Below are 15,306 nucleotides of genomic sequence, written 5' to 3'. Positions count from 1 at the left end.
GGCGAAGACTTCGGGAGCCGTAGTGCGAAAGGGATCGACCTGCTGTGACTGGTAGTAGATGGGCCGACGCGCGTCCGACTGAGGCGATGGACTGGTTCGAGTCCAGCCGTGGTGGCGCGGTGGGCACCCTCGACTGGCCCGACGCCGACGCGTTCTCGGACGACCTGGCTGTCACCGAGCACGACATCCGCACGGTGCTGGGCAACGACGCGGACGATCTCATGGCCGAGGCCGAGATCGACGTCGACGAGCTGATCCGGCTGATCAACGCCGAGACCACGATGCTCCCGGCCCTCGCCATCCCGGACGCGGCCGCACAGGACCGCACGGCCGCCGTGGAGGCCGAGGAGGAGCCGGAGAAGGCCCTCGTCTCCGCGGTCAAGACCTGGAAGCGGCGGTTCCTCCGCGGCTCGGTCCTGGCCCTCCTGATCAGCCTCACCGGTGGCGGCGCCGCCGCGCTGGCCATGAACAAGAGCGTGACCGTCGACGTCGACGGCCACACGCAGACCGTGCACAGCTTCGGCAAGACGGTCGGCGAGGTCCTCGAGGACGCCGGTCTCACCGTCGGTGAGCACGACGCGCTGTCCCCCTCGCCGCAGGCGCCGGTCGGTGACGGCGGCGTCATCAAGCTGGAGCGCGGCCGCAAGCTGAACCTGGTCGTCGACGGGGTCGCCCGCGAGTCCTGGGTCCGCGCGACGAGCCTGCAGGAAGCCATCACGCAGCTGGGCCTGAGCGGCCAGTTCGGCCCGGGCACCGCGTACTCGATGCCGCTGGACGCGGAGCTGCCCCTCGACGGCGCGACCGTCGAGGTCAAGACCCTCAAGAACATCACCGTCTACGACGGCGACGCCGCCCCCCGGCAGATCAGCACCACCGCGATCACCGCGGAGGAGTTCCTGGCGGAGCAGGGCATGTCGCTCGGCCCGGACGACGAGATCGAGGGCGGCCTGGCCCTCAAGCTGACCAACGGCGCCGAGGTGCACATCTCGCGCACCGGGGTCACCGTGATCAACCAGGAAGAGGACATCGATCCTCCGGTCCAGGAGATCAAGGACGCGACCCTCGACGCGGGCGACGAGGTCGTCCAGGACCCGGGCACGGCGGGCAAGAAGCTGGTGACCTACCGGATCACCAAGCGCAACGGCAAGGAGACCGCCCGCGAGGAGCTCTCGACGAAGGTGATCGTCGAGGCCAAGCCGAAGATCGTCCGGGTCGGCACCAAGCAGCCGGTGATCAGCGACAGCGCCATCTGGGACGCCATCGCGAAGTGCGAGTCCGGCGGCAACTGGTCGATCAACACCGGCAACGGCTACTACGGCGGCCTGCAGTTCAACAAGAGCACGTGGGACGCCTACGGCGGCGACCAGTACGCGGCCTACCCGCACCAGGCCACGCGCGAGCAGCAGATCGCGGTGGCGACCAAGGTGCGCGACGACCGCGGCGGCTACGGCGCCTGGCCCGTCTGCGGCGCCAAGGCCACCAGCTGATCCCCGACAGCACACACATGATGACCCCGGCCGGTGGCCGGGGTCATCTTTTTTTCCCGCGTACCGGCACCCGGCAACGAAAGCCCGAAACCCCCCGAACCACCCCTCTCCCGCAACCCGATCCCCAGCCAAATCGGTTGCCGAGCCACCGGGTCAAGCCACGCTTTCCCGGCTTGACGCGGTGTCTCGGCAACCGAACACTGAAAGATCGGGTTCGGGAGGAGCAGACCCGGGCGTAGCGAAGCGAAGCCCGGCGCCCTGGACACCCGCGTAGCGGCTACGATCCATCCCCGTGACAGCACTGCTCGGACCAGCCGAGATCCGTGGCTTGGCCGCCGAGCTGGACGTGCGTCCCACGAAGAAGCTCGGCCAGAACTTCGTGCACGACCCGAACACCGTCCGCCGCATCGTCGACCTCTCCGGGGTGGGCCAAGGCGACCACGTCCTCGAAGTCGGCCCCGGCCTCGGCTCGCTGACGCTCGGCCTCCTGGATTCGGGCGCGCACGTCACCGCCGTCGAAATCGACCCGGTCCTCGGCGAGCGCCTGCCGGCCACGGTCGCCGAGCGCGCCCCCGAGGCTGCCGCCCGGTTCACCGTCCACATCCAGGACGCCCTCAAGCTCGCCGCCGAGGACCTCGCCGACCAGCCCACGCACCTCGTGGCCAACCTGCCCTACAACGTCGCCGTCCCGGTGGTCCTGCACCTGCTCGCCGAGCTGCCGTCGCTGGCGCACGGCCTGGTGATGGTGCAGACGGAGGTCGCCGACCGGATGGCCGCGGGCCCCGGCAGCCGCACCTACGGCGTCCCGAGCGTGAAGCTCGCCTGGTACGGCCCGGCCCGCAAGGTCGCGCCCGTGCCACGTGCCGTGTTCTGGCCGGTGCCGAACGTCGACTCCGCGCTCGTCGGCTTCGAGCGCGCCGCGGAACCAGTGTCGGACGCGGACCGGGACGAGGTCTTCGCCGTCGTCGACGCCGCCTTCGCCCAGCGTCGCAAGACGCTGCGTGCCGCGTTGTCGTCGTGGGCGGGCTCGGGGGAGAAGGCCGAGGCGATCCTCCGCGCGGCCGGCGTCGACCCCCGCGCTCGGGGCGAGCAACTGGGGGTAAGGGACTTCGCCAAGATCGCCAGGAGCAAGTCCTTACCACCGTTTGTGTGATCTCGCACCCTGATCCGGACCAGGGACTTGCCAAAAAGATGTGAAGTCCGTTCTACTCTTTGAGGTATCCATCCCGAGCGGCTGAGAGACCTGGCTCGCCGAAGCCGCAGCAACCACCCCACCCGGGGGCAGGTGCTAACGCCAGGACCGATGGAGGATTCCTGTGTACCGCACGATGCTCACGAGGCGCCGCGTCGTCGACGAATGTCGTCGCACGGTCTGTGCGTGTCGTCGCTGACCGCTTTCCCTTCACCACCATTTCCTGACTTCGCCTGACCGTCCTCTGTAGACGGTCTCCTTGGTGTGCGGTCGGCGCGTTCGCGCCCGTTGTGCTGGAGCCATTCGTGATCACTGTCGAAAACCTGACCAAGTCCTTCCCCGGTGCCGCCAAGCCCGTCCACGCCCTGCGGGACGTGAGCGTCGAGGTGCCCGCCGGCGCCCTGTTCGGCGTCGTCGGCCCGGCCGGCTCCGGCAAGTCCACCCTCACCCGGTGCATCGCCCTGCAGGAGAAGCCCGACCGCGGCGTCGTCCGCCTGGACGGGCTGAACACCACCGGCCTCGACGGGCGGAAGCTGCGTGAGGTGCGCCGCCAGGTTGCGGTGCTGGACGCGCAGCCGGTGCTGCACGCCGAGCGCACCGTGGCGGGCAACGTCGCGGCCCCGCTGGAGCAGCTCGGCCTGGAGGGCCCGCAGCGGCGCAGCCGCGTCGGCCGCCTGCTCGACCTGGCCGGCCTGACCCAGCGCGCCGCGCTGCGGCCGAGCGAACTCACCCCGGGCCAGCGCCGCCGCGTCGCGCTGGCGCGGTCGCTGGCCGCGGGCCCGGCCGTGCTGCTCGCCGACGACCCGACCGCCGGTGTCGGCGCCGAGGAGACCGGCGCCGTGCTGACCGTCCTCGACCGCGCCCGCGCGGAGCTGGGCGTGACGGTGCTGCTCACCACCCAGGACGGGGCCGCGGTGCGGCGCGTCTGCGACGGGGTCGCGGTGCTGGAGGACGGGCGGCTCGTCGAGCAGGGCACCGTGCTGGAGCTGCTGGCCAACCCGGCGAGCAAGGTCGCGCAGAGCCTGCTGCCCCCGATCGACACGCCGCGCAGCCAGTCGTCGAGCTACGACCGGTCCGTCGACGTGGTGCTGATCGGCTTCGCGGCCGTCGGCGCGCTGCTGCCCGAGGCCTCCGCCCGGTTCGAGGTCGAGCTCGCCACCATCGGCGGCGGCCTGACCCGCGTCGGGGACACCCCGGTGGCCCGCTTCCGCGTCGGCGTCAACGGCAGCCAGGCCGACGCGGCGCTGGCGTGGATCGCCGACCGGGGAGCGCACGTCGTGCACCCGAAGGAAGGCCCGAAGAGCATCGTCGCGGCCTGACCAGGCACGCAAGGAGGGGCGTCCCGGCCGGGCGCCCCTCCTCGTTTTCACTTGCCCCGCACCAGGACCCCGACCGCGATCGCGCCCGCGGCCACGATCGCCGCGGCCCAGCCGTTCGCCACGGCGTAGCCGTGCACGGTCGCCGCGGGCAGGGCCAGGCCGGCGACCGAGGCGGTCGCGCTCGCCGCGATCGTGTTCAGCGACGCCGTGCCGATCGACGCGCCGACCTGCTGGGACGTGGTGATGAACGCCGACGCCACCCCTGAGTCCTTCGGCTCCACCCGGGCGGTCGCGATGTTCATGACCGTCGGCATCGCCAGCCCGGCGCCCGCGCCCAGCACCAGTTCCACCGGCAGGACCAGGCTCCAGTAGGACGTGTCGACCGACAGCTGGGTCAGCCCGGCGAGCCCGGCGGCCATCAGCAGGAGCCCGGTCACCAGCAGCGGGCGCGGCCCGGTCCGCGGGATCAGCCGGCGCGTCAGCAGCGTCGAGACCGTGACATTGCCCAGCAGGAACGGCAGGAACGCCAGGCCGGCGCCGAGCGCGCCGAAGCCCATGATCGCCTGCAGCTGGTAGGTGAGGAACAGGAACATCCCGAACATCCCGAAGGCCGCGACGGCGATGGTCAGGAAGCCCGAGGAGCGGGCGCGGTCGGCCAGGACGTGCAGCGGCAGCAGGGGGTTCCGGACCCGGGCCTGCCGGAACACGAACCCGGCCAGCAGCGCCACCGCCGCGGCCAGCGTGCCGAGCACCACTGCCGAACCCCAGCCGCGGGTCGCGGCCTCGGAGAGGCCGTAGACGAGCCCGGCGATCCCCGCGCTGCCGAGCGCGCCGCTGATCCAGTCCAGTCGCGTCGAGCGGTGGCCCGGCACGTTCGGCAGCACGAACCAGCCCGCGATGGCGGCGGCGACCGCGATCGGCAGGTTCACGTAGAGGCACCAGCGCCAGGACGCGTACTAGGCCAGCGCGCCACCGGCGACCAGCCCGACCGCACCGCCGGACATCATGATGGCGCTGTAGATCCCGAACGCCTTGGCCCGTTCCTTCGCCTCGGTGAAGGTGATGGTCAGCAGCGAGAGCGTGGACGGCGCCAGCAGCGCGGCGAAGACCCCCTGGGCCGCGCGGGCGGCGATGAGCAGACCCGAGCCGGTGGCCATCCCGCCGAGCGCGGACGCGGCGGCGAAGCCGAGCGCGCCCACGATGAGCGTGTTCTTGCGGCCCAGCCGGTCGGCCAGCCGTCCGCCGAGCAGCAGCAGACCGCCGAAGGTGAGCGTGTAGGCGGTGATCGCCCACTGCCTGGCCACGTCGGACATGCCGAGGTCGGCCTGCGCGGTGGGCAGCGCGATGTTGACGATGGTGGTGTCGATGATGACGAGGAGCTGGGCGAGCCCGACGACGGCGAGCGCCCACCACTTCCTCGAGTCGGCCGGCGCCGTCACCGGCGCCGGAGTGGTTGTCGTCATGGTGGAAACCCCCTGGTGGAGAACTGGGTTAGACTGAGAGCAAGCATTACTAGTCGGCCGACAAGTAATGGCGCTGCCGACACGGTAGGCCCATTCCTAGCCGGGCGTCAAGCAAGTTTGAGAGTTCCTCAGGAAGGACGGTCATGGCGGGGCGGCGGACCGACACGCGCGAGCGCATCCAGCAGATCGCGCTGGACCTGTTCGTCGAGCAGGGCTACGAGAAGACGTCGTTGCGGGAGATCGCGGAAGCGCTCGGGGTGACCAAAGCCGCGCTCTACTACCACTTCCGGACGAAGGAAGACATCGTCCACAGCCTGATCGAGGACATCGGCGCCTCGCTCGACGAGATCATCGAGTGGGCGCGGGCCCAGAACGATCCCGCGCAGGCCCGCGAGGAGCTGCTGCGCAGGCTCTCCGACCTGATCCAGGGCCGGTTCGGCCCGATCATGCGGTTCATGCAGGACAACCAGCCCGCGCTGAAGGACCTGCACGCCGGGCACGTGCTCGCGACACGGATGAAGGGGCTGTTCACCTTCCTCGTCCCCGCCGACGCGAGCCCCGAGGACCAGTTGCGCTCCCGGCTCGCCCTGGTCGCGCTCATGCTCGGCAACAACCCGCAGTTCCTGGACGAAAACCCGAGCGAGCAGTCGGCCGACGTGGCGCTGCGCGTCGCACTGGAGCTTGCCTCTCCACGCTCTCCGGCGGGCACGTAGGCTTGACTGGTGCTCGCCGTCGTACCGCCACCTGTCACCGTCAGGGTGCCCTCCAAGATCAACCTGCACCTGTCGGTCGGCGACCTGCGCCCGGACGGTTTCCACGACCTGACGACCGTCTTCCACGCGCTTTCGCTGACCGACGAGGTCACCGTCGCGCTGGCCGAGGAGCCGGGTGTCGAGGTCTACGGCGAGGGTGAGCAGGTCGTGCCCACCGGCGCCAGCAACCTCGCGTGGCGCGCGGTCGAGGCGCTGGCCGCGCACGTCGGCAAGACCGACGGGGCCTCGAACGTCCGGGTGGTCCTCCGCAAGGGGATCCCCGTCGCGGGTGGAATGGCGGGCGGCAGCGCCGACGCCGCGGGCACGCTGGTCGCCCTCGCCGCGCTGTGGAAGCTGGACATCGGGCGCGACGAGCTCGCCGGGATCGCGGCGAAGCTCGGCTCGGACGTGCCGTTCGGGCTCTACGGCGGCACCGCGCTGGGCACCGGCCGCGGCGAGCAGCTGGTGCCGGTCCTGTCGCGGCACACCTTCCACTGGGTGCTCGCGTTCGACCAGCGCGGGCTGTCCACCGAGCGCGTGTACGCCGAACTCGACCGGCTCCGCGAGACCGGCAACCCGCCGCGCGTCGGCTCGCACGCGCCGGTCGTCGAGGCGCTGGCCTCCGGCGACCCGCGTCAGCTGGCCCTGTTGCTCGGCAACGACCTGCAGGCCGCCGCGGTGTCGCTGCGGCCCGGCCTGCGCCGCACGCTGCGCGCCGGGGTGAACGCCGGCGCGCTGGCAGGCACCGTGTCCGGTTCCGGCCCGACGTGCGCGTTCCTGTGCGCTGACGCGGAGTCCGCGCTCGAGGTCGCGGCCGAGCTGGCCGGGGCCGGCGTGTGCCGGACGGTGCGGGTCGCGCACGGCCCGGTGCCGGGCGCGCGGCTCGTCGGCGGCGACGAACACCGGCCCACTCCTCCGCAGGTGCACGCGTAGTGGCGAATTTGATCAACCTCGAGGCGGTCTCCAAGTCCTACGGGGTCCGCCCGCTGCTGGACAACGTCTCCCTCGGCGTCGGCGAAGGCGAGCGCATCGGCGTCGTCGGCCTCAACGGCGGTGGCAAGACCACGCTGCTGGAGGTCCTCTCCGGACTCGCCGAGCCGGATTCCGGCCGGGTGAGCCAGGTCCGCGGGCTGCGGCTCGCGGTGGTCACCCAGCGCACGGAGCTGGCGGAGGGCAGTTCGATCCGCGACGCCGTGCTCGCCGGTTTCGACGCCGAGCACGAGTGGGCGGCCGACGCCCGGGTCCGGTCCATTGTGGAGGGACTCGGGATCACCGACTTGGGGCTGGACAACCCGACCGCGACACTGTCCGGTGGGGAGCGTCGCCGGGTCGCGCTGGCCGCCGCGCTGATCGGCGACCTGGACCTGCTGGTGCTCGACGAGCCGACCAACCACCTCGACGTCGAGGGCGTGCGCTGGCTCGCCGACCACCTGCTGGCGCGGCGGTCCGCGCTCGTGGTCGTCACCCACGACCGGTGGTTCCTGGACACGGTGTGCGGGCGGACCTGGGAGGTCGCCGACGGCCGCGTCGAGCAGTACGAGGGCGGGTACGCGGACTGGATCTTCGCGCGCGCCGAGCGGGCACGGCTCGCGGCGTCGATGGAGGAGAAGCGGCGCAACCTCGCGCGCAAGGAGCTGGCCTGGCTGCAGCGCGGCGCGAAGGCCCGCACGTCGAAGCCGCGGTACCGGATCGAGGCGGCCGAGGCGCTGATCGCGGACGTGCCGGAGCCGCGCGACACGGCCGAGCTGATGTCGTTCGCGAAGCGGCGGCTCGGCAAGACCGTGCTGGAGCTGGAGGACGTGACCCTCAAGGCCGGCGACAAGACGGTCGTCGAGGGGCTCACCTGGCGGATCGGGCCGGGTGACCGGTTCGGGCTGGTCGGCGTGAACGGGTCAGGCAAGACGACGCTGCTGAAGCTGCTGGCAGGGGAGCGCGAGCCGGTCGCGGGGCGGCGGATCGAGGGCAAGACGGTGCGGCTGGCGCACCTGTCGCAGGAGCTGGACGAGCTGCCGGGGCAGCTGCGGGTGCTGGAGGCCGTCGAGGAGGTCTCGGCGCGGGTCGTGCTGGGCAAGCAGGAGCTGTCGGCGTCGCAGCTGGCGGAGAAGCTCGGGTTCCCGCCGGCGCGGCAGTGGACGCCGGTGGAGGACCTGTCCGGCGGCGAGCGGCGGCGGCTGCAGCTGGCGCGGCTGCTGATGGCCGAGCCGAACGTGCTGCTGCTCGACGAGCCGACGAACGACCTGGACATCGACACGCTGCAGCAGCTGGAGGACCTGCTGGACTCCTGGCCGGGCACGATGGTCGTGGTCTCGCACGACCGCTACCTGGTGGAACGCGTGACGGACGCGGTGTACGCCCTGTTCGGCGACGGCCGGATCACGCACCTGCCCGGCGGAATCGACGAGTACCTGTCGCGGCGGGCGTCCGCCCGTGCCTCGGTGTCGGCGCCGAAGCCCGCGCAGAAGACGTCCAGCGCGGCGGAGTTCCGGGCGGCGCAGAAGGAACTGTCCCGGTTGGAGCGGCGGCTGGACCAGCTGCACGCGCGGGAGACGAAGCTGCACGAGCAGCTCGCCGAGCACGCCACCGAGCCGGACAAGCTGGTCGAGCTGAACACGGAGCTGAAGACGGTGCGCGCGGAGATCGAGGACGTCGAGGCGCGCTGGCTGGAGACCTCCGAACTGGTGGAGTAGGCGCACCGGGCTGCTTCGACGCCATCACTGAGGGCCTTGGTGCCGGTCTCCGGTCAGGCGCGGGCGTAGTCGCCGAGTGAGGGTTCCAGCAGGGCGAACGCCTGCTCGGCCTCCGGGCCGACCACGGCGGCGATCTCCGGGTTGCCCCGGCCGGCCAGGGTCAGCTCCTGGATGCGCGCGAACAGCACCCGGTGCACCCCACCGAGCACCGACGCCGCCGCGCGGGGTGTGATGTCGCCGGGTGCGGCTCCGGTCGCTTCGGCGAGGGTGGCGGCCAGCGCCTCCTCGCGCTGGTCGTGCAGGCCGCGCAGGCACACCGACAGCGTCGGGCTCTCCGCGATCATCCGGCTGAACTCCGGGCCCGCGAACCCCGCGACCGGGTCCTGCCGCTCGACCGCCCCCAGGAAGTCCCGGCGCAGCGCGGCCAGCGCCGACTCACCCGGCTCGCGGGCCACGACCGTGCGGGCCAGGCTCGCCACGAACTGGTCCTGGTGGTCGAACGCCAGGTCCTCCTTGCGCGGGAAGTAGTTGGTCACGGTCTTCTTCGCGACCCGCGCGGCCTCCGCGATCTCGGCGATCGTCGTCTGCTCGAAACCCTTCGCCATGAAGAGCCGGGTCGCCTGGTCGGAGATCAACTGCCGCGTCTCTTGCTTCTTGGCTTCGCGGAGGCCGGTGACGGTCATGAGCGAATCTTACCCTCGTCCTATTTTTACGTTGACAACCAGCCTGCGCTCGGGATAAGTTTACGTCGGTAGTAAGTTTACTCCTGTGAGGTGTTCGTGCCAGACCCCACCGTGCTCCACCCGCTCGCCGAGCACCCGCGCGTGGTGTTCCTGAAACCGCTGGTCACCGATCCGCGTATCCAGGTCGGCGAGTTCACCTACTACGACGACCCGGACGCCGCCACCGAGTTCGAGACCCGCAACGTCCTCTACGCCTACGGGCCGGAGAAGCTGATCATCGGCAAGTACTGCGCGATCGCCTCCGGCACGCGGTTCCTGATGGCCGGGGCGGAACACCCGACGATGGGGGTGTCGACCTACCCGTTCACGATGTTCGGCGGCGCGTGGGCGGAGTCCACACTGGACCTCGTCACGAACATGCCCAGCCGGGGCGACACGGTGGTGGGCAACGACGTCTGGTTCGGCTACGGCGCGACCGTGATGCCCGGCGTGACGATCGGCAACGGCGCGATCATCGCCGCGGGCGCGGTCGTCACCGCCGACGTGCCGCCGTACACGATCGTCGGCGGCAACCCGGCCCGGCCGATCCGCGCTCGCTACGAGCCGGAGGACGTCGAACGGCTCGAACGCGCCGCCTGGTGGGACTGGCCGGTCGAACTGGTCACCCGGCACGTGCGGACGATCATGTCCGGCACGCCCGCCGACATCGCCGCGATCAAGGAGGTAAGGGCTTGACGTTCGATGTGACAGCCGAATTCGACCGCCAGGTCGCCAACCTGGTGGACCGCGGCTACCCGGCGCTCGCCGGGCTCGACGAGGACGGCTTCCGCGCACTGGTCGAGCCGCTGCGCGCCGCGGCCCGGGCCGGCGACCTCGACCCGGAGGCGGGCCGCGTGCCGTTCCTGCTGGTCGTGACCCGGAAGGTCGCACCGATCGAGGAGACGATGCCGCGCACCACCCTGCACCGCGGGAGGCTGCCCGGGTTCGTCGACCACTCCTTCGAACCCGGATCGCTCGACCGGTTGGTGTCCACTGTGGACCTCCCGGCCCCGGACGCCTACCTGTTGTTCGACGTCGAGCGCGGCGAGGAGTTCTGCGGCGCGGTCCCGAACGACGCGATGGAGGTGATCGCCGGCCGCAGCCGCACCCTGCTCACCATCGAGGAGGGCATCGCCCTGATCACGCACTTCCCGGAGGTGCTGGTCAAGAACAAGTGCTTCTCGCTGGGCGGTTCGCGCTGCGGCGACCGGCGGGTGCCGGCGATCTGGATCAGCAAGCGGGCGCCGAAGCTCGGCTGGTGCTGGCAGGGCAACCCGCACACCTGGCTGGGCATGGCCTCGGCCGGCTCCCGCGCGGTGTGACCGCCGGTGCCGGGCGGGCCACCCCGCCCGGCACCGGGTCTCACATCTCGGTGCCTGCCGAGAACATCACCGGCCGGACCTCGATGCCGAGCCCGTCGACCGCGGCGTCCGGGATCATCGCGGCCAGTTCCAGTGCGCGTTCCCGGCTTTCGACGTCCACCAGGTAGTACCCGCCGAGGTACTCCTTCGCCTCCAGGTACGGGCCGTCGGTCACCACCTGCGCGCCGTCCCGCACCCGCACGACCGCGCTGTTCGACGGGTCGGCCAGCGCGGTCGTGCCGATGAACTCGCCGGACTCGCGGATGGCGTCCATGAACGGTCCGTGCCCGCTCATGATCGCGTTGCGCTCCTCCTCCGTCAGCGACTCCCACACGGCGGGGTTCATGTGCATGATCAGCAAGTACTTCACGGGTGCCTCCTCAAGGGCTGTCTTACCAGGAGGTCGGAGCGCGGGGGCGGGTTTCGACACCGCCGCCGGGACGATCCGGGGAACTTCGTCGCCGGATAAGGTGAGCGCCATGAGTCGGTTCGTGGAGACGCTCGTCCGCACCGCTGCGGAGGGTGGTCAGTTGCGTGGCATGGTCACCGGGGAGCCGAAGGAGCCGGTGCGCCGGACCTGGGCCGAAGTCCACGAGCAGGCGCGGCGGATGGCCGGCGCGCTCGTCGCGGGCGGCCTGGAGCCGGGCAGCGCCGTCGCCGTACTGGCCGGGGCGCCCGCCCTGATCGCACCGACGGTGCAGGCGGTGTGGCTCGCCGGAGGCAGCGTGACGATGCTGCACCAGCCCACCCCGCGCACCGACCTCGCGCTGTGGGCCGAGGACACGGTCAAGGTGCTGGGCATGATCGACGCGAAGCTGGTCGTGCTCGGCGAGCCGTTCGACGCGCTCGCGCCGGTGCTCACCGAGCACAACATCGGGTTCCGGATGATCACCGACCTGTTCGAGGGCGAGCCGATCGCCGAGCCGGTGGCGCGTGGCGAGGACGACCTGGCGCTGCTGCAGCTCACCAGCGGCTCGACCGCCGACCCGAAGGCCGTGCGGATCACCCACGGCAACCTCTACACCAACGTCAAGGCCATGGTGGAGCGGGCGGAGTTCGACTTCGCGAAGGACATCATGGTTTCCTGGCTGCCCACCTTCCACGACATGGGCATGGTCGGGTTCCTGACCGTGCCGATGACGTTCGGCGTGGAGCTGATCAAGATCACCCCGGCCGAGTTCCTCACCGGGCCGCTGATCTGGCCCGAGCTGATCAGCAAGTACCGCGCCACCACCACCGCGGCCCCGAATTTCGCCTACGCCATCGTCGGCAAGCGGCTGCAGCGGGTGGAGGACGAAAACGCTTACGACCTGTCCACGCTGCGGATCGCGCTGAACGGGGCCGAGCCGATCGACGAGTCGGCCGTGCAGTCGTTCGTCGAGGGCGGCGCCCGGTTCAAGATGCCCGCGGAGTGCGTGTTCCCCGCGTACGGCATGGCCGAGGCGACGCTCGCGGTGTCGTTCGCGCCGCTGTTCACCGGACTGACGCTGGACGTCATCGAGGCCGACGCGCTCGAGGCGGACAACCGGGCGGTGCCGGTGCCCGAGGGCGACCCGCGGCGCGGGACCGAGGAGGTCCGCTCGTTCGCCGTGCTGGGCCGGCCGCTGGACGGACTGGAGGCGCGGATCGTCGACGACAGCGGCAAGGTGCTCGGCGACCGCGAGGTCGGGGAGATCCAGCTGACCGGCCCGGCCGTGACGCCCGGTTACCTGACGATGGAGGGCCCGAAGCCGACGCAGGACGCCGAGGGCTGGCTCGCGACGGGCGACCTCGGGTACCTGGTCGACGGGCAGATCGTGATCTGCGGGCGCCGCAAGGACGTCATCATCATGGGTGGCCGCAACATCTACCCGACGGACATCGAGCGCGCCGCGACCGCCGTGGACGGGGTGCGGGCAGGCAACGCGGTGGCCGTGCGGATCGACGCGGGGACGCGCCGGGAGCGGTTCGCGGTGGTGCTGGAGTCGAAGCTGGCCGGCGACGCCGAGGCCGAGCGGAGGCTGCAGAAGGAGGTCGCGGCGCGGGTGCGGGACGCGGTGGACGCGCGGCCGTACGCGGTGGTCGTCCTGCCGGCAGGCAGCCTGCCCAAGACGCCGTCCGGCAAGGTCAAACGCGCAGCGACGGCGGTCCAGTACGCCGACGCGATCGCGAAGAACGCCGCCTCCTGACCGCCGCCCCACCCGGCCCGGGTGGGGAGTTCATTCGCTGGGGTGTGGGGTTCGCGGGGCCGGGCGCAGGGCTCGCTGGGCGTGGGGCTCGCCGGGTGTGCGCGAGCCCCACGTTCCAGGGGGTGTGGTCTGCGCTCAGGCGCGAGTTCGGCGGTTGCTCACTCCGTGAGGGTCACCTTCGGGATCTCGGCCGGGTCGCCTTCCGCGCGTGGTGCGGTCGCCTGCGTGACCGTCCGGGCCTCGGGCACCGGGTAGGGGCGGCCGCCTCGGCGGGCGAACTCGTCTTCGACCTGGTCGAGGAACTCGTCGACCTCGCGCTCGTCGTAGCCCCGCTTCCCGAGCAGCGGCTTGCTGAACATGACGTGGTGCACCTCGGCGGCCGTCAGGTCGTCCTCGCCCACCAGGGTCCTGGCGATGCGCTCGACGAACTCGTCGACCTCGTGCTTGGCGTACCCGCGCCGGCCGATGGGGGCGTTACCGAACTCGACTCGATAAACGTCTTCGGCGGAAAGGGACATGTGGAGTGCTCCAGTTCAGCGTGGACGGGACAACTTCCCTAATCCCGTCCTAGCCGCCGGATCAAACCTCCGGAAGAGCATTTGTCCCCCTGGAACACCATGGAGCGGTGAGAGGAACACCTGTGGGTGACTGACGCTCACCCAGCGTGGAAGTCGTTTTGGGCCGCCGTCAGCCCTTTGCCGATCAGCGCTTCGACGGCGTCGGCGCACCGGTCCAGCTCCAGCGGGAGGTCCTTGCGCTCCACCGTGGAGAAGTCCTTGAGCACGAAATCGGCGGGGTCCATCCGGCCAGGGGGCCGCCCGATGCCGAAGCGCACGCGGTAGTAGTCACGCGTGCCGAGGGACTTGCTGATCGACCGCAGCCCGTTGTGGCCGCCTTCGCCGCCGCCGAGCTTGAGCTTCAGCCCGCCGAACGGCACGTCCAGCTCGTCGTGCACGACGACGACGCCGCTCGGGTCGACCTTGTAGAACTTGGCCGCGCCCGCGACCGGGCCGCCGGAGACGTTCATGAACGACCGCGGCTTGACCAGCACGACGCGACGCCCGGCGAGACGCCCTTCCAGGACCTCACCGCCGGACTTGTGGGTCTTGAACTTGCCGCCGACGCGGGCGGCGAGCTCGTCGAGCACCATGAAACCCACGTTGTGCCGGTTGCCGGCGTAACGCGGGCCGGGATTGCCGAGGCCGACGAGCAGAACCAGCTCGCCGGCCCCGGGAACGTCCGAACTCACTTACTCGGCGGCGCTCTCGGCCGCCTCGTCGCCGGTCTCCTCGGCGGGCTCCGCGGAGGTGGCCTGCGCCTCGTTGACGGCGACGACCAGGCTCTCCGGGTCGGTCAGCAGGACCGCGCCGGCGGGCAGGGTGACCTGCGAGGCGAGGATCTGGGTGCCGGCCTCGGCGCCCTCGATGGACACCTCGAACTGCTCCGGGATGTGCAGCGCCTCGACCTCGATCGACAGGGTGTCGACCTCCTGCACCTGCAGGGTGCCCGGGGCCGGCTCGCCGGTCAGCACGACCGGGACGTCCACGGTGACCTTCTCGCCGCGCTGGACGACCAGCAGGTCGACGTGCTCGATGTAGTTCTTGATCGGGTGCACGGTGACCGTCTTGGTCAGGGCCAGCTCGGTGTCGCCGTTGAGGCTGAGGGTGAGGACCGCGTTGCTGCCGTTCTCACGGATGACGCGGGCGAACTCCAGAGCGGGCAGGGCCAGGTGGCGGGGGTCGGTACCGTGGCCGTACAGCACGGCGGGAACCTTGCCGGCGCGACGGGTGCGGCGCGCGGCGCCCTTGCCGAACTCGGTGCGGGGCTCGGCGGACAGACGTACCTCGGACACGGTGTAGCACTCCTTCAAACAATTTTGCGTGGCGGCGCAGATGGCGGGTGGTCGCATCGGCGGCGAGTTCCACGGACATGCTCGAGCAGCGGACCTCAAGCCGCCGCGTCGATCACGTCGGGCACCGGGTGCAGCATGGAGCCCGCCTCGCCGAGACAACCTGTTCAGTGTAATCGGCCGGAACCACAAGGGTTACCTGGGGTCCAACCCCACCGGAGCCGGGTGGTCATCGCGTCGCCTGACACGGCCGGGGAGTCCGCCCTGCGGGCGGTGCGCCTTGCGGCGCCGGAAGGTCACCTTCCG

At 71.2% G+C, this 15,306-nt stretch carries 14 protein-coding genes, 1 pseudogene and 1 riboswitch; of the genes and pseudogenes, 9 read left to right on the top strand and 6 right to left on the bottom strand.

Annotated features, from left to right (window positions below; genetic code table 11):
* Positions 1 to 86 precede the first annotated feature (86 nt).
* The 3 genes from L2C96_RS34430 (at position 87) to L2C96_RS34420 (ending at position 3,998) form a co-directional block, all read left to right on the top strand.
* Complete coding sequence (locus L2C96_RS34430) at positions 87 to 1,487, top strand: resuscitation-promoting factor (protein ID WP_020419443.1); 1,401 nt, start codon at positions 87 to 89, stop codon at positions 1,485 to 1,487.
* A gap of 292 nt (positions 1,488 to 1,779) precedes the next feature.
* Complete coding sequence (gene rsmA / locus L2C96_RS34425; RefSeq protein WP_237339167.1) at positions 1,780 to 2,640, top strand: 16S rRNA (adenine(1518)-N(6)/adenine(1519)-N(6))-dimethyltransferase RsmA; 861 nt, start codon at positions 1,780 to 1,782, stop codon at positions 2,638 to 2,640.
* A gap of 65 nt (positions 2,641 to 2,705) precedes the next feature.
* A riboswitch (SAM riboswitch) is annotated at positions 2,706 to 2,797 on the top strand.
* Between the two features lie 187 nt (positions 2,798 to 2,984).
* A complete protein-coding gene (locus L2C96_RS34420; protein WP_020419441.1) occupies positions 2,985 to 3,998 on the top strand; it encodes a methionine ABC transporter ATP-binding protein in 1,014 nt (337 codons plus the stop codon).
* A gap of 47 nt (positions 3,999 to 4,045) precedes the next feature.
* Here the strand turns inward: L2C96_RS34420 and L2C96_RS34415 are convergent.
* Positions 4,046 to 5,437: pseudogene (locus L2C96_RS34415) on the bottom strand (MFS transporter).
* 167 nt (positions 5,438 to 5,604) lie between these two features.
* On the opposite strand from L2C96_RS34415, the gene L2C96_RS34410 reads away from it, so the two are divergent.
* Genes L2C96_RS34410 through L2C96_RS34400 form a run of 3 tightly spaced genes read left to right on the top strand, consistent with a single transcriptional unit; the run spans position 5,605 to position 8,900 of the window.
* On the top strand, positions 5,605 to 6,174 hold the full coding sequence (locus L2C96_RS34410) for a TetR/AcrR family transcriptional regulator (protein WP_237339166.1): 570 nt from the start codon (positions 5,605 to 5,607) through the stop codon (positions 6,172 to 6,174).
* A 9-nt stretch (positions 6,175 to 6,183) separates the two neighbouring features.
* The gene (locus tag L2C96_RS34405; RefSeq protein ID WP_027936078.1) at positions 6,184 to 7,146 is read left to right on the top strand and encodes a 4-(cytidine 5'-diphospho)-2-C-methyl-D-erythritol kinase; all 963 of its coding nucleotides are present in this window, start codon (positions 6,184 to 6,186) and stop codon (positions 7,144 to 7,146) included.
* Positions 7,146 to 8,900, top strand: coding sequence for an ABC-F family ATP-binding cassette domain-containing protein (locus tag L2C96_RS34400; RefSeq protein ID WP_237339165.1), 1,755 nt, complete (start codon positions 7,146 to 7,148; stop codon positions 8,898 to 8,900). Before L2C96_RS34405 ends, L2C96_RS34400 begins: the two co-directional genes overlap by 1 nt.
* 53 nt (positions 8,901 to 8,953) lie before the next feature.
* Here the strand turns inward: L2C96_RS34400 and L2C96_RS34395 are convergent, their stop codons facing one another.
* Positions 8,954 to 9,583 (bottom strand): TetR/AcrR family transcriptional regulator, encoded by a 630-nt coding sequence (locus tag L2C96_RS34395; RefSeq protein WP_237339164.1) that lies wholly within the window; start codon positions 9,581 to 9,583, stop codon positions 8,954 to 8,956.
* A 90-nt stretch (positions 9,584 to 9,673) separates the two neighbouring features.
* On the opposite strand from L2C96_RS34395, the gene L2C96_RS34390 reads away from it, so the two are divergent.
* Both L2C96_RS34390 and L2C96_RS34385 read left to right on the top strand, forming a co-directional pair.
* The gene (locus L2C96_RS34390; RefSeq protein WP_237339163.1) at positions 9,674 to 10,318 is read left to right on the top strand and encodes a CatB-related O-acetyltransferase; all 645 of its coding nucleotides are present in this window, start codon (positions 9,674 to 9,676) and stop codon (positions 10,316 to 10,318) included.
* Positions 10,315 to 10,944, top strand: coding sequence for a DUF5701 family protein (locus tag L2C96_RS34385; RefSeq protein WP_237339162.1), 630 nt, complete (start codon positions 10,315 to 10,317; stop codon positions 10,942 to 10,944). The genes L2C96_RS34390 and L2C96_RS34385 overlap by 4 nt, the downstream gene beginning before the upstream one ends.
* Positions 10,945 to 10,984: 40 nt before the next feature.
* On the opposite strand, the gene L2C96_RS34380 is transcribed toward L2C96_RS34385, so the two are convergent.
* A complete protein-coding gene (locus tag L2C96_RS34380) occupies positions 10,985 to 11,353 on the bottom strand; it encodes a YciI family protein (RefSeq protein ID WP_237339161.1) in 369 nt (122 codons plus the stop codon).
* A gap of 109 nt (positions 11,354 to 11,462) precedes the next feature.
* On the opposite strand from L2C96_RS34380, the gene L2C96_RS34375 reads away from it, so the two are divergent.
* Positions 11,463 to 13,151 (top strand): fatty acyl-AMP ligase, encoded by a 1,689-nt coding sequence (locus L2C96_RS34375; RefSeq protein ID WP_020419431.1) that lies wholly within the window; start codon positions 11,463 to 11,465, stop codon positions 13,149 to 13,151.
* Positions 13,152 to 13,309: 158 nt separating this feature from the next.
* Here the strand turns inward: L2C96_RS34375 and L2C96_RS34370 are convergent, their stop codons facing one another.
* The 3 genes from L2C96_RS34370 to L2C96_RS34360 all read right to left on the bottom strand — a co-directional run bounded on the left by L2C96_RS34370 (position 13,310) and on the right by L2C96_RS34360 (position 15,003).
* On the bottom strand, positions 13,310 to 13,669 hold the full coding sequence (locus tag L2C96_RS34370; RefSeq protein WP_020419430.1) for a DivIVA domain-containing protein: 360 nt from the start codon (positions 13,667 to 13,669) through the stop codon (positions 13,310 to 13,312).
* 137 nt (positions 13,670 to 13,806) lie between these two features.
* Complete coding sequence (gene pth, locus L2C96_RS34365) at positions 13,807 to 14,400, bottom strand: aminoacyl-tRNA hydrolase (protein WP_020419429.1); 594 nt, start codon at positions 14,398 to 14,400, stop codon at positions 13,807 to 13,809.
* Positions 14,401 to 15,003 (bottom strand): 50S ribosomal protein L25/general stress protein Ctc, encoded by a 603-nt coding sequence (locus L2C96_RS34360; RefSeq protein WP_020419428.1) that lies wholly within the window; start codon positions 15,001 to 15,003, stop codon positions 14,401 to 14,403.
* Positions 15,004 to 15,306 lie beyond the last annotated feature (303 nt).

It is taken from the genome of Amycolatopsis tucumanensis, assembly GCF_021654135.1.
In the GTDB taxonomy this organism is placed as follows: Bacteria; Actinomycetota; Actinomycetes; order Mycobacteriales; family Pseudonocardiaceae; genus Amycolatopsis_E; species Amycolatopsis_E tucumanensis.
This window is presented reverse-complemented; position numbering and strand designations above follow the sequence as displayed.